The organism is Oscillatoria nigro-viridis PCC 7112, from assembly GCF_000317475.1.
Classification (GTDB): Bacteria; Cyanobacteriota; Cyanobacteriia; order Cyanobacteriales; family Microcoleaceae; genus Microcoleus; species Microcoleus nigroviridis.
This window is the reverse complement of sequence record NC_019729.1, coordinates 880011-902047: the sequence shown is the minus strand read 5'-3', so window position 1 is coordinate 902047 and position 22037 is coordinate 880011. Positions and strand designations below refer to the sequence as shown.

The following is a 22037-nucleotide window of genomic DNA, read 5'->3' as shown; positions in this document are numbered from 1 at the left end:
TGTTAAAGTTCGCAGTTGCGTTTTTTTTGCCACACCGCAACTGCAAACTTTTCCTACTTCATTAAAGCAGCGCCGCGGTTGTAAATTTCGCGCGCGTAATCAGTCCAAGTTCCTTGTCCCCAATAGCGAAAACAGCTTGTTTGCAGCAACAAGTTGTAAAGCAAAGCTTGCTGGTATTCAAACTGCTTCGTAACTGCCGCATCTTGCTGCAACAGCGGGTCGTATTTTTTGTGAAATGCAGCGCTGAGTTGATTCATCGGTTCTAACACGTTTTCGTAGCCTTTCACCCAACTCAAATCGTTAGTCCAAGAAGCACCATCCATGTGAAAATTATGGTCGGTTTGCTTGAGTTGGTCGATCGCACTTTCGACTTTTTCCGGCGTTGCACTATCAGGATCGACTAGCTGCCAGATTTTGTGCTGGTTAATCCCCTGACAAATCGGATAATCTTCAGGATTAACCCCCGCCGCCTCAATTATCTCCAAATATTCAGTGCCGTTTAAACCGACAACACCGGATTTTCCGCCGCCTTGTTCGCGGTTTTCGTGCCAAGCTTTGAAAAAGGCGCTGGGAAATTCATTCATCATCACGCCGCCATTTTCCCCGTCGGCAATCTGAGTAACTAAAGAAGGAACTGTGACACTGCCAATTTGCTGTTTGTTGCGTCCTTTCGCTTCGTAATACGGCTGCATTTGACCGACCAATTTCGTATCCGAACCTTGGGTTTTAATCAAAGCAGTAATACTGATTGTTTCGCCGTGAGAATTGCGGGCAACCAAACGGTTGGGAATATATTTTTGGTCTTGCGACAATCCCGAACCGTCGGGATTTTCTACAGAATGTTCCTGCACCATCAGCCAGCGGTAGCCGCATTCTTTCAAAGCTTTGATGTATTCGTAAAGTGTATCTGGGTGATTGGGAAAGTGCATTTCTGGCGGTGAAAAACCTTTGACGCGCTTCAGGGCATCCAAGCCAAAAATAGCTGCAAAATGATGTTGCCATGCTTGAATTTGGAGTTTGATGTCGGGAATTGGAGTTGAGGGAATGACGGCGTGACTCCACATTGTCCCCAGCCATTCTACGTGAGTTTGATATTGAGGTTCGCAGGTAATCCGCTTGAGATTGTTGAAGATATCGTCGCGCCCCATTTGGCGCAATCCCCACAATAAATTGCCCGAATAGTCGAGCATAATTCGCGGGTTGCAGCCTTCGGCAATCAGTTGTGGGATAAATTCTCCCATGCGGGAATAGCACCAAGCAAACACTCCGGCATTGTGGTTATCTCCTCGATCGGGATGTTCAAACATATGCTGGAGATTGCCGATTAGTTCGCCGTTTGCACCTGCAGGAATTGTCGGTTGGTGCATGTGGAGGGCGCAGGCGAATCCGGCTTGAATATTTTCGAGGCGCAGATTTGTGGTAGGTAGAAAGACAGGTTCGTTGCTATTGGCTGCGGCACTGATTTCTGCTTCGGAGCCGCAAATATTGGGCAATCCTGAGTTGATTTCTTGTAAAATGGGTAAATTGGGAGATTGTGCGATCGCAGGCATAAGTTTTTCTCAACAATTGTGGAGGGGCGCTGTCTGCTATTGCTAATATAGCTAGATACTTTAACAGTAGCAGAGGATGTCTGCAAAAGATAAATTTCACAAGATAAGTCCGCGAGCGCGGAATCCCCAAATCACGGGTCAAAGGTTTAACGCATTTCAAGTAAATACGCGAGGTATATTATGAAATACGAAATCAAGGTTTTGGAAGCAACAGATTTGTGGTAGATCCAAAATAACATCAATCCAGAAACCCATAAATTTTACCATCCCACTAAGAACATTCCCCTCGTTCAGCAAGTAGAAATTAACTTGAACAATTCGGGAGCGATCATTCAAAAAGGTGCGCTGCATTGGTGTATGGGAAAATTGACTTCCGCTGTTTATAAAACGGATAACCGTTTGAAAGATATGTGGGTATCTCTCATCGCCCGGAGGATGGCTGGGTGTATTACATCAACTGGACGCACAATAATAGCTCGGACAATTTTTGTTATCCCTGTTTCGAGGGAGAACCGACTACGGCCGACAGCTTGAGGCTTGTCAGTCATGGCTAAACCCATCGTCAGCTACCGTCGCATTGACCAATTAAAAGCGATCGCCTTTGACCGCGGCTTGAGCAATGAAGACGCCAGACACTTCGGGAAGCTGTCTAAAACTGCGACATGGGAAGCACTGCTAGAACTGTACCCTTAACAGGCAAGAAAATTGTCAAACGGAGAGGGTGGGATTTGAATTAGCGCTAAGTTCTCAATGGACGATTTTGCGTCGTTCTAGCCATTTTTTGCACCCACTCTGAAAGTCCTGTTTTGGATTTGAGCGAATACCGAGCGACTTGCTGTACGCTGTCTACAGCAAGCAAACTCGGCATTCTTACAGTAAGGAGCGAAAGATGAGCGAAAAGTCTTATCCAGTCACAGCAAGTACCACTGCTGACTACCTGATTGGCTACGAGCGGATTCTCGACTACTTTAAACAAGCCCAAAAAGAATGCCCCAAAGGGGTAGGTCTAAAAAGAGACAGCAAAGCTAGCGGTGGCTACATAACACTTCAATTCAAGTTAGGTATCAAGCGAGTTAATAAAACCTGTGGGTGTTACCTGACGATGCAAGGGATTACCGATGCTTTGAGACGGGCTCACCTAGTCGCTAGCGCTCTAGAATCACTAAAAACTGAGTCTCAGTTCTGGGCTTGGTATGATGATGTGATTCTAGAAAAGAACGTTATCAAAAATGATTTGATGACGTTTGGTGAGGCGATAGCAAAAGTAGAGAAAGAATATTGGGACGGACACACAAAGCGTCGTCAACCTCGCGACAAGAACAATGCTAGCCACCAATATAGTTGGCGATGTGTTTACGGACACTATTTCAAGCTATTGCCACAAAACATAGTCCTGAACATGGCAGATATTCTGTTGGTAGTTCACAGCAAGCAAGTAGGAACTAAATGTTTCAAAAACTGCTTGTGCGCTATGCGTAAGCTTGCTGAGACTGTTGGCAACACTGACCTGCTTATTCGCCTTAAAGAAATTAACGGCACGCAGACACAGTTCAGAGAAGACCTTCAGTCTATATCAGTGGATGAATTTTTGAAATTTCACGAAGATGTTTTGGCTGTCTCCGATGATAAGCGATACAACTTAGAGTCACGCAAACGATGGCTGTGGGTCTTCTCGATGCAGGTGGTGTATGGTTTTCGAGTGCATGAAGTGTTTGCGATTCAGAACGTAAATGAACCGTTTAAGACAAAGGATGGCATTACTATCCCGGCATTAAGTGAACCGACTAACACAAAAATGATTGCGGTAGTAGGGGAAAAGACAAAGTTAGAAACCACGACTAAGACGGGGTATCGATTGTGTGTACCAATGCTTCCTCCTACTCACTCGGATTTAATCGAACGATTGGGAATCAAATCAGGGCAATTGCCTGAAGTTAGGCTGACATCGAGTAATCCAAAAACAATTTCTGGGGCATATAATGACCGTGCGTGGGCTACTTTAAAAAGATGGAATAAGGGTTTTACTCAATCTCACGCCTTACGTCACCTAGCTAACCTCAACGGTCAAATGGCGGGGATGTCTCAAGAAACAAGAGCTAAGAGTTTAGGACATTCAACACAGATGAATGAAGGCATTTATAAGAAACGAGCCAATACTCAGACAACAATTGATTTACTAACTCATTCCATAACAGAAGCCGTTCCATTGGGTAGTGCGATCGGGGTGCTTAAACAGTTGGGAAGTGACGGGAAAAGTATCAAATTGCTAGCCGCCATTTACGGCATTACCTCCGATGAAGTGATGGAGTTGCTAGCCGAATAATTTGAAACAAAACTTTACAGTCCCTGTGTTGACAAGGAAGTGTAAGTCTGCAATCGTGAGTAACTAAGGAAGATTGATGCGCGGTTGACAAGCACTTGCAATGCTAGCCAAACCACGACTTCCCCAAACCGTAGAGTTAGTACGTTTGGAGCCTATAAATTATGCCACTTTCAGCCGATTGTCCCAACGGACGATCGCAACTCTTAATGATTGAGTTGACGGGGTTTTGCCATGACTAAACCCACCGTCAGCTACCGTCGCATTGACCAACTTAAGGTGATCGCCTATGACCGTGGCTTCACCAATGAAGACGCCAAGCAGTTCGGGAAGCTTAGCAAAACTGCTACGTGGGAAGCGCTGCTAGAACTGTACCTCGTTGACGGTGAATCGCTTGACACAGTGAATGTAGACACTGTAGACACATTACTAGACAGTGTAGACAGTTTAAATGCAAACAATGTAGACGCGACATTTGAACCGCTTGACACACAATGTGTAGACACTGTAGACACCCTTGATTGGACTAACGACGGTTCGTTCCCTGTGTGCGGTTTCACCCACCAGAATTCCACATTTTTAGACTGGGTTGACTTCTCTCAACTCATCGCACTCGTACTCGCATCGGCGGGAGTATTTGTGCTGGCAATGTCTATGTGGCGACAAATCAATCCCTTGAATTTATTTCCCTCCCCAGTTCGCATCAACATTCAAATCGGGACAAAATTATGAGCTTACAACTACGCCTATTCGGCGGAAATTCTGATGCTGGAAAAATTGCCAGCAATGACGGCGGACACGCGATCGACAAATCAAAAGTTTTGGCAAGCACTGACGCAAGTGTTATTACACCGTTAAATCCCGGTAATTTTTCCAGCATCCGCAGTGTTCCAGTTGTGCCAGCACCGCGCTACTTTACCAAGGAAGAAGCAGACGCAATGAAGGACTTGGCAAAGGAGAAAACAGACGGCGCAAAACAGTCTAAACGCGCCTATGAAGCGCTAGCAAAAGTAGAAGAAGCCGATGCTAAAGTTCACCGCCATCACCGCAAATATGAAGGAGTTGTCGCTGATAACGAACTGGGGAAAAAACGCTCAGACACTCGACTGGCTAAGCACTTGCACAGTTTGCGTCCCGGTTATGCCCGACTGGGTTTAGGGATTGACAAGGCTGACAGCGATGCCCGCACTCGGATTGATGCGATAAAAGCCAAACTGACGGGAGGCGCAAGCTAATGGAATATATGTGGCTTTCCGGCAACAAAAAAGAAGTGAAGAAATTAGTAGAAGCTTTACGAGCTAACGGTTTCACCTTTGACCTTGCCCACTTTGTGGAAATATCAAATTCCCCTTTTGGGCGCAACCGATGCTCCTATACCTTGGAGAATTTTCGCCCTCCCGCCGTCGCTACTCCCCAGCCTCGCCCGTGGGATGCGGTGTTAGGAGGTAAACACTAATGAGAGCGGCAAACTTGGCAAACTATTTCATTGCCGGGTGCGCCGCTTCCTCTCTTTTGGGGTGGATAGCGTCGTTGCATCCGATGTCGCAAAGAGCGATCGCATTTTTGGCAGCAGCAGCATTTATTTTATGGGGTTTGTGTTGGCTCCTAGATTTTTCGGTTAGTGGCTGGCTCAAGATTTCCGTGGCGGACTTGCAGGCTTTACTACTGGCAGCGCTGGCAATGGCTGTTATTGGCGCGGGGGTATTCCTATGCAGTTAAAGATGTGGGTATTGAGCGGGGCTGCATTAGCTTTGTGGCTAGCCCCTCTGACTGCACTTGATAAGCGCATCGGCTGGCATAAATCTATGCAGGGGCTGTCATTGTTTGGCGCTGTTGCCTGTGCCATCACTGCGGGGAATATTGCCCGTAAATTGGCAGAAGAAAGTGAAATTGAAGAAATCAAAACTCGCGCCATTACTGCTGATGTAATTGATGAAATTAGTACATCAGCCTACGTTTCCCAGCAACAAAGACAGCAGGAAGCTGAGCTTATACTGACTTCCCCTGGCGTTGACGTGGAGGCTTCCCGACAAGCGCTGGAAGCTATATACAGCAACGACTTACAGGATACCGCTTCCGCTTCCGAGCATCCCGATTACCCTATATATTTGGAAGTTTGTAAGTCAATGGAAGCGGGTAAGTCCGTGACTTGGATTGTCGAGAATGTCCTCAAAATGGGAGGACGCAAATTCTCGGAAGGCAAGGCGAAATTGCAGGATTTACTCAATCAGTTCGAGGGGGGGGATGATGGCTAATCGGTAGCTCTTGTGGCTACCCCTCTGTAGCGAATTTCCGTCGGGCGAGATAATATTCAATCAGCCGAGCAAGCTCATCGCTCAGAAGCCTTAATTTAGGTGCGTTGTTTACTGTTATTTCCACGGAAACCTAATAGGTTTCCAAAAAGTTAAGAAGTGTTATGCCGAAAAATTGCCACTTGGGACGAAGTGAGTCCCCAACGTAGAATATCCCTATGCCCATCCTCCCCCCGCTAACACCAAAAGAAAAAGCACAAATCCGCCGAGAATGGCGGGTATGGTTGCGGTGGTTTTTAACGCATTTTTGGGGCGGGCGGTTTCTCAGGCAGGGGCACATTGAGTCGGAAGAGTTGGCGTGGGTAAAGTTTGTGGCTCTCTTGTCAATCTGCCACCTTTTCGCCCAGCTCTTGAAAAATCTTCTTCTCATCCCTAAATTCTGCAATGGCTTGATAGGTGTCAGCCATACCGACAGTCTGGCTGCGTCCGCTTACTAAAGTTTGCGGAGCGGTTCCACCTGTCTAGCTCTAAATTTTCAAAATGTAAACGCCAAAAAACCGCTGCCAGCAATTGGAACCTGATGTCAGCGGTCTTTGGTAATCACGCTCGCCCAGGCGGCGAGCAACAATAATGAACACATCATATCCCACTGGGTCAAATTCTGCATTTCAAAATTTCAATCCTTTCATCCCGAAGCACCTGACTGAATGGGTTGAGAGTTCAGCGGTATCAGAAGCGATCGCATCCCTCAATATCGAATCTCTAACAGCCAAAGAACTCAACGAGCGCATCCGTCCAAAAGAACCCATTAAAACGGGGGGCTGGTGGTGTCGAGGTGTCCAGTGGAAAACTGGCGAACGGGCTAGCAACTGGTACGGACAAGGCAAGCCAGACAAGCCCCATCAGCCAGAAGGTTCCAAGCCACGCAAATACCTCACAGGCACCGGCATGGAACCGGACGCAATCTTCCTAGCCATGCCCGATAGAGATTATTGGGCAAAAGTTCACGCGGACAAATCCATCCCCCGCCACTGGTCAGAGGGAACAAAGAAAGCCGGGGCTGGGTTGAGTATTGAGCTTGCAACCATTGCTCTAACAGGCGTGTGGAACTGGGGCAAGGACGGGGAACTAGCGCGCATCGTGAAGCAGTGGGCACAGCCCGACACCATCCACTACATAGACTTTGACTCGGACTATGCGGCCAACCCATCTTGCCGTGCAGCCATTCTGAAGTTTGGCTGCTTGCTGGAACAGGAGGGCTGCGAGGTATACGTCACGACTTGGGATACCAAGTTCAAGGGGATGGATGATTTCATCAAAGCTAACGGTGGTGACGCTTTCAAAGAGGCTGTAGCGAGCGCGCTAACTCTAGACAAGTGGGAGAAGCAGGTCAAAAAAGGCGATCGCAAAAATAACTCCTCCAACCCTAATATTTCTTTAACTCCTCACCCGCGCACGCGAGAAAAAGTAGTATGCCAGAAGTATGACAGTAGTGAGAGCGACTACATCCCAGACACAGCGCCAGTCGCAGAGAGTAATTTTGTTCTAAAGGCAGAGGAAGCTCTCTATTCCGATGGACATTGGGTATCTATTGGGCGTCAACTTTATCGGTTCACTGGTAGTTTTTATGAACTTTGTCCAGAGGTTGTGGAAAAACGCCGCATCCGCGATTACTTGAGCAACTACTCCGAGAAAGTGAAAGGGGGTGGCTACCGCAAAAAATACGCCAACTCTGCCAGCATTAACCAGGTTTACGACTGGGTGGTGGACGGAAAGGCCGTACACCAGGACACCATTAATCCTGATGGGTTGAATTGCTCTAACGGTGTCCTGCGGATTAATTGTGACGGTTCTCATGTCTTGATGCCTCACGACCCCAACCAGGTCTACACCTATGTTGGCGGCAAGTATGACCCCGATATTGACCCGACAGACTGCGATCGCCTTTTGGAATGCTTGGAGCCGTCGCAGCGTGAGGTATTTTTGCGGACTGCTGCTGCTGCGTTGAATTTGAAGCTTGTCCGCTCCAAGCTGACGGGACGGGGCGTTAAAGGTTTGCTGTGCCACGGCGAGGGGTCTAACGGTAAAGATACATTGCGGGCTGTGTTGTCTGCTGTCTTTGGGCGGGGGATGACCGGGAAGTCGCTGTCAGACTTCAAATCCTATGACAATGGCCGCAAGTTTTCTCTGGCAGGGATTGAAGGAAGTATCTGTAACTGGGCTTCGGAGAATACCCCAAAAATAGATTTAGACACAATCCAGAGTCTTAAGCAGTTAATCACAGGCGACATCATTGATATTGAACGCAAGGGCAAGGATGGTTATGAGTACAAGCCTGCGGCCATCTTTCTCGCCAACTGCAACAAACTCCCCTCTATCACTGGAGGGACGGCCGCCATTGATGACCGCTACAGCATCCTGAGTTTTGAGAAAACATACAAGCACAACGCTGACCCGTCTCAGGGTGAGTTGGAAGCTGACCCACGTTTCAAGGATGATGAGAACTTTATCCTTGAGCGGATTGCACCGGCGATGCTCAACAAGATGTTGGAGCGGTTGCCACTGCTACTGAAAGAGGGGATTGACTACAAGGCAACCCGTGAGGCGATGCGGGAAGCTCAGGAGGGAAGTCGGCACTTGTGGCAGTTTGCCCGCGAGGTTGGTTTGGAGGTTCAGTCTGGCGGTCGTGTCTGGGTTAAAGATTTGTGGGAGCAATTGCAAGCTTGGTATGAGGATGCAGGGATTCTAGAGCGAGAGACTAGCGGCACCAAGGAGAAGCTGATTTGGAATGAACTTTCCAATAAGTATGACGCTCCGGTGAAAGCTATAAACCAGTTGTCATCAAGGCTTAGCGAGATTTTTCCCAAGCTTCAAGTGTGTAAATATCTTGAGCGCGATGAAATGGAGCGAAGAGGACAAAGATATTTGCTTGGAATTGGATTTGTGCAAGGTTGCCCAAAAACTGTAAAAGCATCGGTTCCATCGGTTCCAGCAGATGCAGTAAGGGATACAGCGGTTCCATCATCGGTTCCAAAAAATATTGGAACCAACGATGGAACCGCACAAACCCTTATACAGAGCGGTGGAACCGATGGAACCGACGTTTCCTCACCTTTCAGTCAAGTCTGTAATTTACTCTCTCAACTTACCGATGACGAGCGGCGAAAGTTAGCAGAACTGCTACCGCAACCTCAGCTATTAACTCGGAAAATTACTCCCGAAGATGCCCAGGCGATGCGAGACATAGCACTGGTGTGGTGGCACGAATACTACCCAGAACAACTACAAACTCTCCAAACACAAATGTTTGGCTGGCAGGCACCGGGCAAAAAATACGACATAGCTACGATTGCTCAGTGGTTGGAAGGAGAAGTGGAAGCCGTTCGCGATCGAATTACTGAACTCATCCGTCTCCAAGGAAGAATTTAGCTACTGCCTGACAACTGACGGCTCAATCCCATCCCCCTTAATTGGGGGGTTTTCGTGTCTACAAATTTTGTCTACAATATGTTGACAGTGTAGACAGCTATCAGTTATTGTAGACAAATGCTGTATACAGGTGTCTACAATGAGTCAGAGTCAAGTTGTATCGTTCAGGGCTTCCGGTCATTTCCTGAACTGGATAGAAGCTCAGAGGCTAGAGGGTGAGTCGGTAAGTCAAGCTGCACAACGCATTCTCAAGGAAGTCTCAGGCGCGTCTACAACGCTGTCTACAGTGTCTACGCCAAGTGACACTAACGCGCTGTCTACGCTGTCTACAAATTTGTCTACACGAAGTAATGATAGCGTCGCGTCTACAGATATTGTAGACATTGTAGACAAGGCTGTAAGTTTAAGCCTTGACCCCGTGATGGAACGGATGGCCGCCATTGAGGAACGGCTGGGAAAATTGAGTGCCTGAGCGACGGCAACGATGAATCGCTCAGGCAGGAATTGAAAGCGGCCAACAGGCAACTTGCAGAGTGGGATGCAGAACTGAATCAGTTGCACGAGCGCAACGGCGATTTGGGACTGAAGGTGCAGATGCTGGAGCAAGAACTCAAGGAAGCGCGGCGCGATCGGGAAGCAAATAAAAAATCGGCTCCGACCGTCGCAGAATTTCCAGAGCCAGCCGACTTGCTCAACCAGTTGAAAGCGCGGCGCAAAAAGTCCGGCGCAAACTTGGCAGATATGGAGGTGGTCTTGGAGATACTTGGAACAGATGGGAGCGAAATTTGAGCGGAAAATGGGACTATCGGTAATACAATTAACCTGAAACCCTTAACAGGCAAGAAAATTGTCAAACGGAGAGGGTGGGATTTGAACCCACGGAACCTTGCGGCTCACCTGATTTCAAGTCAGGCGCATTCGACCACTCTGCCACCTCTCCAGGTGCATAAATTTTATCATACCAGCAAATGTCTCTAACTACAAATAGCTGCAGATTCAGTGCGCCGATAAAGAATTTGTTCCCTTTCTACCGCGAAATCTTCGCCTACCCATACCAGAGACACTTCCGAGACTGCTCCATTTTCCAGCAGGACGATCGAGAAATTCCGCAATTTCGAGCACTCTCTCTTCGCAATTCGCGGTACGCTGGCCGCATTCAAATACACCGTACCCTCCGCACTCACCTCCAGCGACTTCCGCAACTCGTGCTTTTTGTGCCGCAGTTTGTGGTGCATATGACCAAAAGTTACCAGAGGTATGTGCTTTCCAGAACTCCGAGTTCGATCGATCGCCTCCGCAAAATCCGGGTCGCCCCAATCCCCTCCCAACGGCTTCCAATCTCGCCCGCAGGGGTCTTCAGGAGCCTCTCCTAACCCCGTCGGGCCCGTGTGACCCAAAAAAATCACATTTTCGCAATCGGCATCCGCTGCTGCCCCTGCTATGCGCCGCGCCGACTCCTCAAAACTTTCTACCCCAAACCACTCCGAGTAAAAATCCCCGTACTTCCACTCCGATCCCCCCCAAGTAAACGGGCGGCTGCCCACCACAGTTACGCCCAATTCTGGAAAATCCCTTTTCCCGTAACCGACGTGAGCTTCTCCCATTAAATCTAACTGCTGTTTCACCCAATTTTCTTGAGTGCGATCGTAAGGGCACTGACTGCGGCCCCACTCTGTCGCCGTGTACCAAGCGTCGTGGTTCCCAAACACCGCTGCTTTCGGAATGTCCAATTGGGCGATCGCCCGCACCACCTCCACCGACTCATTGCCAAAATCCCCCACAAACAGCACCAAATCAACGCCCAGATGCTTCAGGGCCTCGCCGTCTTCAGGTTCCCACAGATCGTGAACGTCCCCCACCACCGCAATTTTGATAGATTTAGCTTTATTCATGTGATTTGTCATGTGCGATCGATCCCTAGCCCCTTCTTACTCAGCATAAGAAACAGCGACCAATTTTTGCACTCTCCCGCAGCATATTTTGGATTTGAGATTTGAGATTTGAGATTGGCTCCACTTTCTTCATCTTTTACTCCTAAGCGCAAAAATCCTCTCTCCCCATTGACATTGGAGGCGATTGCCCTGAAGTTAAGCCCGTTAATTACCGACTGCAACGCCCTAACACTCAACCGAGTAGGGACAGCAACCCTAGACTGAATTATTCCTCTAACTCTGGTTCCGCCTCCATTTGCTCATCTTCAATTGCAAATTCGCTGATATAGTCTCGCACAACTCGCTCGAAGAACAGGGGAGCCGGTAAGCTCGACCAGTCGCTGTAGTGACCGAAACTATAGCGAAGAGATTCCACAAGCGCAGCAAGGCGATCGGGATTGTCATTTTCTTGTCGCAAGGTAACAACAATCTCAAGGGGATTGGGAGTTGTCCACTGACCCAAAAACGGCGGTTTGCTTGCGATTTGGTCAACTTTTAATTTAGCTTTATTTAAAAGTTTGCCTTGAGAATCATCAGCTTTCTTGGCAGCTTCGTCAACTTTTAAATCAGCATTATTTAAAAGTTTGTCTTGAGAATCATCAGCTTTCTTGGCAGCTACGTTAATTTTTGTTGAGCGATAGCAACTTTGACCGCGTAATTTACCTGGTTTTTCATTTCTTACAGATAGATAAGCAACACAACCCGTTTGATTAGTTGCACTTAGTCGAAATAATCCCTTTAAACTAGAGGCTGAAGGAATTTCAAGGGTTGAAGTCAGTTCTTTTTTTGTCCGCGTATCTTCCAGAGAAGTTTCTGTTAAATATCGGACTTTTTTATCGATAATTCCAGGGGCGAGGTCTTGGCGAATCCGAATCAGCCGCGCGCCTTTCCATTCTTGCTCCATGTGTTCGTACAAGGGGCTTCCCGACTTGGTTTCAAAATTAATCTGATTTGCATTCATCCTGGCATCGACGAGCCAAGGCCAAAGTTGCGCGCAGTTGGAAGAATCAATCATCACTAATGGTTGATTTCCCTCGTCTACTGAATTGGAAATTATCTGCTTGACAAATTCCATGAAACGAAGTTGACGCGCCTCTTGTTTGTCAGCCAGTTTCACGGGAGAGATTTGGGAAATAAAGGCGATCGCATCAGAAAACTTGCTCCAAGGGCTGATTTGTAAATTATTACCCTTCTCATAGGCACAGCAGAGTTCGCATTCACCTGTTTCCACCTTGAGGCGCATAGCAATAGGTAAAAATGTAGGGCCAATATCACCGCGAGCGCGACCTTTCTGTTTGCGGACGATCGTAATCCCGATAATTTCTTTTGGTCTTGCTTCTGCTGGAACGTCTTTTAGCCATTTGTCAACCTTTTCTTTGACATCATCAATGCGGCCAGAATGAGCATAAAGTAAGTCTTTTAGAGCAGCTTGTACTCGATGAAAAAAATCATCTAGTTTAAGAAGTTGTTTCTCCTTAGTTGTTTCAATCGGTAGCAGAAACTGCACGCAAGAACCAGCGATTGTAGCCAGTGCTTGACGGGATGAGGGTTTATTCACCGAATCGTCATGTTTATTTTTTGGATACCATTCCCGTGCCATTACGAGGCAAAAAGTTCGCTGTTTGCGTAAAGCAAGTTTTTGGACGATCGACTCCCAGGCTTTTATTCGGTGTTGCGATCGCTCTTTGGCTTTCAAACTTGCACCGGGCAATGACTCTTTGGGCCCGTGAGTGTTTGGTGGTAAACTATTAGCAATAACTTCGATAGTATCACCCCAGAGAACTCGAATCATTGCTTGCAGCAGTTTCACTTCGGTGTGTAATTGTTCTTGGTAAAAGACAACAAGCAACAGGTTTTCGTTAGGATATAGCCGACGCATAGCTTCCTGGTTTTCCTGAATCATCGCCTTGAGTTCTTTTAATTGACAAACCAATTGCAGGGCTTTTCTGCCTTTTGAAATATTATCTAAATTGATGTCAAGGTGTTTAGTCAGCAAGTTGTTTAGCTCATCGTCCTCAAAGCTTTCTAGGTATTTTGTAGTCAAATCAGAATTGTCGTCTTTTTCGAGAACTTCTAAAGCAGCACCTAACAGAGTAGGCAAGTTAATCATGCGTGAAGCAGTATTGTCGAGTTTATGGCTTTCACCCCTCTTAAATTTTACTTCCAAGTAATTATCGAAAGGTTTGAAGCCAATAGGCTTGAAAATTTCGGCAATCTTTTCAAAAGCTTCTAATTTATCAATCTCTGGTACGCCAGCCTCAATTCCGTGTTTTCCTTCTTGCAGTCCGTTGCGGTAAGTTAACATTACTTGACAGCGTTCTGTTGAAGCTTGACCCAAAGCAATTTGGGAACCATCAATATTTTGACCGTTAGGGGTTTTCAGCGGGAGTTTTAGCTTGCCACGCAATGCTTCAAAATCTTTATCGATCGCCCAAAACCACTTTTTCTTTTTGTCCTGCTGATTTTTATCCTGTTTTTCGGACTGAGAAAGCACCGTGTAGCGAAAGGTGCGATCGCTGTAGTCTTGAGAAAACACAAAGCCGCTAATATTTGCTGAGTTATAGCGTGCAGGTTGCAACCCACTTAACCAGCGGCGTTTGGAAACATCTATCTTCAATAAAGGCTGATGCAAAGAAGGATAGGTTACGACTTCTAAGCGTACCACCAGACTGAATTTTCCCGTATGTTTTGGTAAAGTAATGGGATCGGTAATCAATTCTGCCATCCCTGTTGTGAGGCTACCACTGCTAGAGATAACCCGCTTCATTGTTCCTAGCCCCTGAAAAATCTCTTTTCCCGCGATCGCGCGAGCTGCATAATCGACTAACACCCGATAATCATAAGTCTTTCTAGCCTGAGCTGTTCCTGTTGCTTCTGACCATTTCCAAGGTAAAACTTGAGACTCAGACGGAGTAATTGTTAACAACTCCTTTCGATCGTGCAAATCTTCCAAACGGTCGATAACTTCCAATAGCCCCTCTTCTTTTTCAGCAAAAGGTTTTAGGAAATTTGTTATCCACTCGTTGATAATTGGGCGTAACGCTTTCTGTATATCTTGTGTACTTTCGGAATTTAAGTAAGCAAATGGTTCCGGCTCTTTTACACTTTTGGAATTCAACGAAAACAAACTCAAACCTAAATTTGACTGAATCCGCGCTGCACTGTCAAGTCCTACTTCTAACAAACCTAGCAGCGAGGAATAAGGGAGATTTTTACTAGCTGAATCGCCCTTGCAAGCAGCTTTTTGGATGGTCGAAAGCTCATGCAAAGCAGCTTTTGTCCAACCTAGCGTCAAGCCTTTGACTGTTACTGGCTCGATGTTATCTGGCACGGTAAAAGCTAGGGGAATCTCTTTCAGACTTTTGGGCTTGCCGAGAGGAATGTAAAGGGTGTCTGAAAGCACAGTCGCTTCAGTTTCTTCGTCATCATCGGATTCGATTTCGTCAAAAATTTCGTCGTTCATGGTGGCATCTCCAATAATAGTAGTTTCCTTTGCTTCGCCGTCATCATCGAATTCAATTTTGTCAAAAATTTTGTCGTTCATAATTACATCTCCAATAAAGGTGAAAAATCATCAAAATCATCTTCTTCCTCTGTCAAACCTTCTGAATTCCGTAAACTTGGCGGGTAAACTACGCCATCAATGCGCCGCAAGGGATCGAGAAATGCACCGTAAAGTTCTTGATAAATTTCTCGAACCACTGGATCGGGATGCTTGACGCATTCTTCTAAAATAATTCGCATCTGAACTAGCATACTGTCCCGCCCGGAGTCAGGTTCATTTTTAGTAGATTTAATTGCCCAAGCTGCATCGACAAAGTAAACTTGTACCGGACACCCATTTCGCATCCCGCGCCCAATTGTTTGCAAAATCCCAACCATCTGATTGGCCGTAAACGGTTTAAATAAATCTTCACCCAAACGGCTAGCCATGAGAGGTTCGCGTAACAGCCGATTAGCCGTTTTCCAGAGTTGTTTTCTCGACTGTTTCCAAGCATTAGAAATTGCTGACAAGTCTTCTGCTTCAGTAAAAACTCGACTGTCAAATTCTTGGGTAGCTTTTCCGGCTAGACTGTACAAAAGTTGTGTATCGTCAGTCGTGGGGTGGGGACGGGTGAGGAAATAAATTGTACCAATGGCTGCATCGAGTTGCCTATCTCCTTTGGTGAAAACAATATTTACGCCTCTACCAATTGCCAACAGCGGAAAAATGATAATATCGCAAGTTTCATCATCTCCTAAAGCCTCGCACTGAGCCCTTGTGACGAAATCAGTTGGTTGCTCTCCGTTATCGAGAAAATTAACAACTGCTTTGGTTCTTTTGCCGATTTCTGGATGGTAATCGTTGATAAATTTCTTAACGTTCCGAGCTTGTTCGTAGCTGTTAACAATTAAGGCAGCTTTGCGGTAAATACCATGTTGCACGTCAAAGTTGAGGATGGATTTGTAAATTTCAGATTTCTTGGTTCCTCCTTGCACCAGCGCGTCTACCATTTTTTTTAAATTGCGATCGCGCAGTTCGACTGCACCGCTAAATCGGAGAGGTTCATCGCGCCATTCGCGATCGGGCAGCCATTTGAAGCGGTAAATGCTCTTTTTGGGATCGTGTTCTGTTTGGCGCGGCTTCAGCAGATAATCCGGCCCAGAGTTAATGTGATAAGCAGGACTTGCTTCGAGAAAAGAAGTAGCTGAAGTCATTAAAACTGCCGGCCCTGTCAGTTCGCCATCTGCCTCAAATAACTGATGAAAACGGTGCATTAACATCCGAGGCGCGCCCACAAAAATAATATAAGACAGTTCCACATTTCGGGCTTGACTTCGAGTAGTTTGTGCCGATTGGAAACTGTATTTTACCCCCGAAAAAGACCCTAAAATATTCTCAGGAATCAGTTGTCGCAGTTCCGGTGTTGCCGTTGATTCGACAATCGGTTCCCGAATCAGTCCTTCTGCTACCATTGTTCTAGTTTGCGGTACGATCCGCTGATAGCCTAAAATCACGAAAGTAACGCAAACAAGTAAGGTAATTGTATCCTGAGCTTCGGCTGATGCAGTGCTATCCTTAAAACACAAAGGCAAAAACAATTTGGCAATTTCTTTGACAATATTGTCGCGCCGTTCGATTAGATTCTCTGCTAAATAACGGCGAAAATTAATAATTTGAGTTTCCCACTGCTGTTTGAGGGTGTCGGGGTTGATTCCCAGGCTTTGAGCGCACAGATCCAGGTTGAGCCGATCGTGCGGTTCAATGCCAGTGCGATCGTAAAAAGCATGGTAAGCTGCTGTTTCCCAGAATTGAGTTAAGGCTCGACTTTTGCTAAATCCCTGTTTGACTCCCTCTTCGTCTAGGCGATCGCGTTTAGAAGTTTTCTCATAGCCATCCAACAAATCGCTGACTATTCTCAGAACGGTTAATAACTGATTCTCATAGCGTTGGCTCACTCGCGATGAGGGCATATTTTGAACGGCAGTAATTAATGATGTATTGCGATCGCCAAATTCCGATAAATTGCGGCTGTAAAGTTCTACATTGCGGTCGAACAATCGATAGTTTTCTCCGCGAGCAAAAGGATTGTGAATTTGCTCTTGAATGGCTAAATGGATAGATTCTTTCGCCCCCGAAAGTTTTAAAGTTGCTGCACCGTAAGCATCCAGATTTGATTGCACCATATCTGCTTCGTCAAAAACTACGACATCAAATGTCCGGGCAATTAATTCAAAATAACGAATGCGATCGCGAATAGCATGAGGTGGAACTTCAGTATCCATTGAAAGAACGTGGCCGACCCAAATATCGGCATCTAGCAAATCGCGGGGTGCTTTGTGGCGGCCGCACACCGTCCAAACCGGACAAAGATACTTTTTCATCTGCCCTTTTTTGCCACCGCTTTGTAAAATTTCCTTGCAGGGTGCATAACCAAATCCCCACATCGAAGTATCAGCAGTAGAAAACGCAGGTAAGACGCAATTTAAGCCAAAAACTTCTGCCTGTTCCAAACTATAGGCAAAGCCGCCATTTCCCCCTGATGCTGCGATCGCCTCGGCAATATTGTTAGCGTGTCGGCGACGAGTTCCATCGCTTTGACCGACTAGCATTCCCACTTTAATTTCGTGAAATGCCAGTTCTGCCATGTACTGTCTGGCAACTTCAATGGAGGGAAACACAAACATTGCTTTATAACCGCGTTTTCCCAACCACACAGCTATTAATACGAGCAAAGTTGTTTTGCCCGATCCAGGCAGTCCAATTAAGTGCTTGATGCCTTCTAATTCGATGACTGTTTCTTCCCGCAAACCCTTACCAATTTCTGGCACCTTAAGTGCAAAATGTTCAAACCGTTGTACCCAGCTACCCCGTCTTTTTTCAGGGTGATTTGCTTCGCGTTCATCCATCTCAACTGCTAACTCGTACAGTTCCGAAAGGGGAATGCGGATTTTTGCTTTCGGCAAGCGATCGAGGGAATGAGTGCGGCGCGGTGCAAGCGGGGCTGCGATCGGCCCAATTGGCACTCTCGCGGCTGTTGTTTCTTCACCTAAAGCAACGGCCATTGGCTGGCGGGGATCGGCAAAGGTGGCGCTGTAAAATTGGTGTGCCAAAGGCTGGCCCAGAATTTGACGCGATGCGGCAATTAAAGGGTCTTCTAGGGGGTCTGTGCGTTCAAAGTGAAGTGTTTCTAAGTTAATTTTATAGGTTCCTTGAGTTTTGTTGCGGTAGTGGCGATCGTTATAAATAGCAACGGCGTGTTTCACTGACTGTTCTGTCACGTAAGCCAGCGACATCAGGCGCATATTGAAAATGGCTTGGCGGGCTTTTGTCAACGCGGGTGCATTGATGATACTCGCCATTCCCGATATCGTTAAAGGGGCATATTCTAGGGAATTAGTCTCAATAAATTCTGCCATCAAGACACACAGCCAGGAAATGCGATCTATTCCCGTCCAGAAATCCGGTTTAATTCTCATATTTGATTGCCTTTAACAACTCAATGACTTGTGAAACAGACAGAATTTCGAGAGTAGCAGGATCGCCTTTTTTATCGAGCGCTGACTCGAAAGTAGAGAGGTAATCTGGCCGCTCCTCAATTAATTGGTCGCTGACGGCAATGATGCGGCGGCGGTAGTGCTTCAGCCCTCCGATGCCAGTGCGGTTGAGGCGCAAAGCAAGGGAGACAGGACTGGTGTATGACTTAGCATCAATGCCGATATTGCGACCGTTAATTGCTACATCGCATAGGTCTGATTCTGGGTAAAGTTCGGCATCTAGTCCGTTTTTTATGGCTGCCTTAAAAATTGCTAATTCGTCGATCGCCGGCCCAGTCCAATAGGTTAAAATTTGCGGTTTGGCAATCAGCAATCGGTCTTGGTTTGGGTCTAATTTCTCCGAAACTTTTGCTGTTGAGGAGTTGTGACCGAGGCATTGGCGAATCGGACATCGCCCATCGGGAAAAAGTTCTTTATTGGGATAGGGGCGCATCAGCGTACCGCAATACGCGCAGCGATGAGCGTGTCCGTCAATTAACCAGACATCCGACACGCTATCAAAAAAGGTGTCAACAATCATTCCCTGTAAAGGGGTTAAATCGTTGTCACGTAAATACTCTAAGAGTTGGTGTTCTCCGATGAGCGATCTGCTGCCAAATAGCGATCGCAAAGCCGTATAAGCTTTGTGCTGGCGGCGAATCCCCAATCGTTCAGTTGCCTCGCGCAACCGTTGGTACAGGCGGTGTTCGATGATATTATCTTCGCCAAAAGTACCTTTACTGTTGGCAATTACTGCACAATCTGGGGTTGGCACTCGCAAGTCTGGATCGATGAGAATTACTTGACCCGAGTCAAAATCGGCGTGACAAAAAATATCTAAGTCCCACTTATTGAGGGGATATCTAGCACGTTCCAAAACCGTATGCACGCAAGCCGCGCGATCGCTTTGTCCGGATTCGATATACAGCCTGCCCAACTTGCACATAGCCCGATAAAGTTCCGATGGCATAGTATCGTCTTGGCGAACGATGTCTCGATTGAGAATTCTTGTGTACTGTCGCAGAATTCCCTGGGCCAGCAATATAACAGTATCTTCAGCCAGATCGATCGTGCTGGCGTGTCCTGTGGGTAATGGCAATGTCGTTGTTTGCATTTGTGGCAACCAGGTTGGGTTTTGACCATCAGCCTCGGCAAGAATTTGTTGCTCCAAAGTTGCGTCCGGGAATGAGGGTAAAACTTGCGCGATCGCGGCCAGTGTCCAGCCTTTCTTGAGCAAAAGTGCAGTTGCCAGTCCTTCTAAAATCTGCCGAAACCGAAATTCTTGACCTTTCGGCTGTGACAGGAGTTGCTTGGATCTCCACGATCGCACAGTTCGTAAGGCTGGTGGTTCCACAGATAGCCCAAGCTGCTCAATCCGTCGTTTTAGTTCTTTTGTCAGAAACTCAGCAGTTCCCTCCCACTGGCGATCGTCTTCAAAGTACATAGATGTATAAAACCAACTAATTTACATCGTATAGTGATTACATTAAACGATGTAAATAAAGGATGTCAATAGAGGCTACTCAAAATACTCGTGGCTCAAGGTAGTCATTTACCTGTGAATATCTTGCTGGATCAAGCTTTCAGTCTAATTAGAGTCAGGTAAAAACTTAGCTGAGTCCACTCTTGGATCGCAAAATCTTGCTCCCACTGCCAGTCAGTCGGTTAACCTATGGCAAATTTTCTACCTCTGGCCCAACTGCCCACCGTTTTTGGTGAAATCAACTATAATTCAAAATACACTTTAGCTGTCTTCGCCACCTTCCCCGGAATATTCTAACTGTGTTTACCACCGCACCTGCTCCGAACTTTACTCAAAGCCGACTGCCCCACGACTTGTTTGCAGCCATTAACGCCCTCAAACAAGAGTTAAACGCCGTCATTCTCGCCCACTATTACCAAGACTCCGAGATTCAAGACATCGCAGACTTCATTGGCGACTCCCTAGAACTTGCCCGCAAAGCCGCCAACACCAGCGCCAATGTCATAGTTTTTGCCGGAGTTCATTTCATGGCCGAAACCGCAAAAATTCTCAATCCCGACAAATTAGTATTGTTGCCAGACTTAAATGCTGGGTGTTCCCTCGCCGACAGTTGCCCTCCCGAAGCCTTTGCAGCTTTCAAAGCCGATCGACCAGGACATTTAGTAATTTCCTACATTAATTGTACCGCCGCAATTAAGGCAATGAGCGATATAATTTGCACCAGTTCTAACGCGGTTAAAATTGTCAACCAAATTCCCGAAAATCAGCCGATAATTTTTGGGCCAGATCGCAATCTCGGCCGCTACGTCATGGAACAAACAGGCAGAAACATGGAGATTTGGCAAGGAGCTTGCATCGTCCACGAAAACTTCTCAGAAAAAAAGATAGTTCAACTCAAAATCGAAAATCCCGAAGCCGAAATAATTGCCCACCCAGAATGCGAACCTCCCGTGCTGCGCCACGCTAATTACATAGGCTCCACCACTGCTTTGCTCAAATACTCTCAAGCTAGTTCCAGCCAAGCTTTTATTGTCGCGACTGAACCGGGAATCATTCACCAAATGCAAAAGCAAGCTCCGCAAAAACGCTTTATTCCCGCTCCTCCCAACAATAATAGTTGTGCTTGCAACGAATGCCCGCACATGAGATTAAATACCTTGGAAAAATTGTATCTAGCTATGAAAAATCAAACCCCTGAAATTACCATGCCCCTAAATATTCAACTAGCAGCTTTGCAGCCCATCCAACGAATGCTAGAAATGAGCTAACCGCTGGCTATTTTTCAGTAAATACATTGTATGCTGGGTTGGGCGCGGCGATTAAATTAAGTCATTGCCTAACCCACCAACATCGATCGGCAATCTGTGAATCAGTTATCCACTCTTTCTCTTCTCTTCCTCTGCGGTGCCTGCCTTTAAAACTCACGAACAATAAATGATGCCCGAAAAACTGATTGTTTTCACCCGCTATCCCGAACCCGGAACAACCAAAACTCGACTAATTCCGGTGCTGGGAAAAACAGGCGCTGCCAACCTTCACCGCTTGATGGCCCAACGGACGATCGCCTGCGCTCTCTCTCTCCAAAAATCCCGCCGGTTATCGGTAGAAATTCACCGAGCCGGCGGCAGCCAACAACTGATGCAAGAGTGGTTGGGAAGTGATATTTTTTGTGAAAATCAAATAGACGGTGATTTGGGCGCAAGAATGACAGCAGCGTTTCAAAAGTCTTTTAATTCAGGGGTTGAGAAAACTGCAATTATCGGCACTGATTGTCCTGGTTTGAAAGCAGAAATCATGGCACAAGCTTTTGAGGAATTGAGCCAGCACGATTTAGTTTTGGGCCCGGCCAAAGACGGAGGTTATTATCTGATCGGGCTGCGGCGAGCGATACCGGAATTGTTCGGTGGCATTCACTGGGGAACCAGTGAAGTATTGGCTTGTACGCGGGCGATCGCCCAAAAGCTCGACCTCAATATTGCTTATCTGCCCACTCTTGCAGATATCGATCGACCAGAAGATCTCCTCGGTTTAGATATTAATATGTTGAAATAACTA

General features: G+C 46.7%; 18 protein-coding genes and 1 tRNA gene. 13 read left to right on the top strand and 6 right to left on the bottom strand.

What is annotated here, in order from left to right:
• Positions 1-53: 53 nt before the first annotated feature.
• Complete coding sequence (locus OSC7112_RS03980) at positions 54-1550, bottom strand: polysaccharide deacetylase family protein (RefSeq protein ID WP_015174698.1); 1497 nt, start codon at positions 1548-1550, stop codon at positions 54-56.
• A 546-nt stretch (positions 1551-2096) separates the two neighbouring features.
• Here OSC7112_RS03980 and OSC7112_RS39305 point away from each other — a divergent pair.
• From OSC7112_RS39305 to OSC7112_RS03930, 11 genes are all read left to right on the top strand, one after another.
• Positions 2097-2243, top strand: coding sequence for a hypothetical protein (locus OSC7112_RS39305; RefSeq protein WP_015174696.1), 147 nt, complete (start codon positions 2097-2099; stop codon positions 2241-2243).
• Between the two features lie 196 nt (positions 2244-2439).
• Positions 2440-3873 (top strand): hypothetical protein, encoded by a 1434-nt coding sequence (locus OSC7112_RS03970; protein ID WP_015174695.1) that lies wholly within the window; start codon positions 2440-2442, stop codon positions 3871-3873.
• Positions 3874-4104: 231 nt separating this feature from the next.
• Entirely contained in the window at positions 4105-4602 is a 498-nt protein-coding gene (locus tag OSC7112_RS03965) for a hypothetical protein (protein WP_015174694.1), read from the top strand.
• Positions 4599-5105, top strand: a complete 507-nt coding sequence (locus OSC7112_RS03960; protein WP_015174693.1) for a hypothetical protein — start codon at positions 4599-4601, stop codon at positions 5103-5105. The genes OSC7112_RS03965 and OSC7112_RS03960 overlap by 4 nt, the downstream gene beginning before the upstream one ends.
• A complete protein-coding gene (locus OSC7112_RS03955; protein WP_015174692.1) occupies positions 5105-5326 on the top strand; it encodes a hypothetical protein in 222 nt (73 codons plus the stop codon). Before OSC7112_RS03960 ends, OSC7112_RS03955 begins: the two co-directional genes overlap by 1 nt.
• The gene (locus tag OSC7112_RS03950; RefSeq protein ID WP_015174691.1) at positions 5326-5589 is read left to right on the top strand and encodes a hypothetical protein; all 264 of its coding nucleotides are present in this window, start codon (positions 5326-5328) and stop codon (positions 5587-5589) included. Before OSC7112_RS03955 ends, OSC7112_RS03950 begins: the two co-directional genes overlap by 1 nt.
• Positions 5580-6125 carry a hypothetical protein gene (locus OSC7112_RS03945; RefSeq protein WP_015174690.1) on the top strand — a complete coding sequence of 182 codons (546 nt, stop codon included), beginning with the start codon at positions 5580-5582 and terminating at the stop codon, positions 6123-6125. The genes OSC7112_RS03950 and OSC7112_RS03945 overlap by 10 nt, the downstream gene beginning before the upstream one ends.
• Positions 6126-6340: 215 nt before the next feature.
• Entirely contained in the window at positions 6341-6619 is a 279-nt protein-coding gene (locus OSC7112_RS37780; protein ID WP_150111485.1) for a hypothetical protein, read from the top strand.
• A gap of 133 nt (positions 6620-6752) precedes the next feature.
• Complete coding sequence (locus OSC7112_RS03940; protein WP_015174689.1) at positions 6753-9551, top strand: DUF3854 domain-containing protein; 2799 nt, start codon at positions 6753-6755, stop codon at positions 9549-9551.
• A 139-nt stretch (positions 9552-9690) separates the two neighbouring features.
• Complete coding sequence (locus tag OSC7112_RS03935; protein WP_015174688.1) at positions 9691-10023, top strand: hypothetical protein; 333 nt, start codon at positions 9691-9693, stop codon at positions 10021-10023.
• Between the two features lie 32 nt (positions 10024-10055).
• The gene (locus tag OSC7112_RS03930; protein WP_015174687.1) at positions 10056-10340 is read left to right on the top strand and encodes a flagellar alpha dynein; all 285 of its coding nucleotides are present in this window, start codon (positions 10056-10058) and stop codon (positions 10338-10340) included.
• Positions 10341-10406: 66 nt separating this feature from the next.
• On the opposite strand, the gene OSC7112_RS03925 is transcribed toward OSC7112_RS03930, so the two are convergent.
• From OSC7112_RS03925 to OSC7112_RS03900, 5 genes are all read right to left on the bottom strand, one after another.
• Positions 10407-10491 (bottom strand) — tRNA-Ser (locus OSC7112_RS03925).
• A gap of 34 nt (positions 10492-10525) precedes the next feature.
• Positions 10526-11443, bottom strand: a complete 918-nt coding sequence (locus OSC7112_RS03920; RefSeq protein WP_150111484.1) for a TIGR04168 family protein — start codon at positions 11441-11443, stop codon at positions 10526-10528.
• Positions 11444-11708: 265 nt separating this feature from the next.
• Positions 11709-15026 (bottom strand): RNaseH domain-containing protein, encoded by a 3318-nt coding sequence (locus OSC7112_RS03910; protein WP_015174685.1) that lies wholly within the window; start codon positions 15024-15026, stop codon positions 11709-11711.
• Between the two features lie 2 nt (positions 15027-15028).
• The gene (locus OSC7112_RS03905; RefSeq protein ID WP_015174684.1) at positions 15029-18442 is read right to left on the bottom strand and encodes a pPIWI_RE_Z domain-containing protein; all 3414 of its coding nucleotides are present in this window, start codon (positions 18440-18442) and stop codon (positions 15029-15031) included.
• Positions 18432-19943 (bottom strand): restriction endonuclease-related protein, encoded by a 1512-nt coding sequence (locus tag OSC7112_RS03900; protein WP_015174683.1) that lies wholly within the window; start codon positions 19941-19943, stop codon positions 18432-18434. The genes OSC7112_RS03905 and OSC7112_RS03900 overlap by 11 nt, the downstream gene beginning before the upstream one ends.
• A 338-nt stretch (positions 19944-20281) precedes the next feature.
• Here OSC7112_RS03900 and nadA point away from each other — a divergent pair, with 338 nt between their 5' ends.
• Both nadA and OSC7112_RS03890 read left to right on the top strand, forming a co-directional pair.
• On the top strand, positions 20282-21250 hold the full coding sequence (gene nadA / locus OSC7112_RS03895; protein ID WP_015174682.1) for a quinolinate synthase NadA: 969 nt from the start codon (positions 20282-20284) through the stop codon (positions 21248-21250).
• Positions 21251-21416: 166 nt separating this feature from the next.
• On the top strand, positions 21417-22034 hold the full coding sequence (locus tag OSC7112_RS03890; protein WP_015174681.1) for a TIGR04282 family arsenosugar biosynthesis glycosyltransferase: 618 nt from the start codon (positions 21417-21419) through the stop codon (positions 22032-22034).
• Positions 22035-22037: the final 3 nt, after the last annotated feature.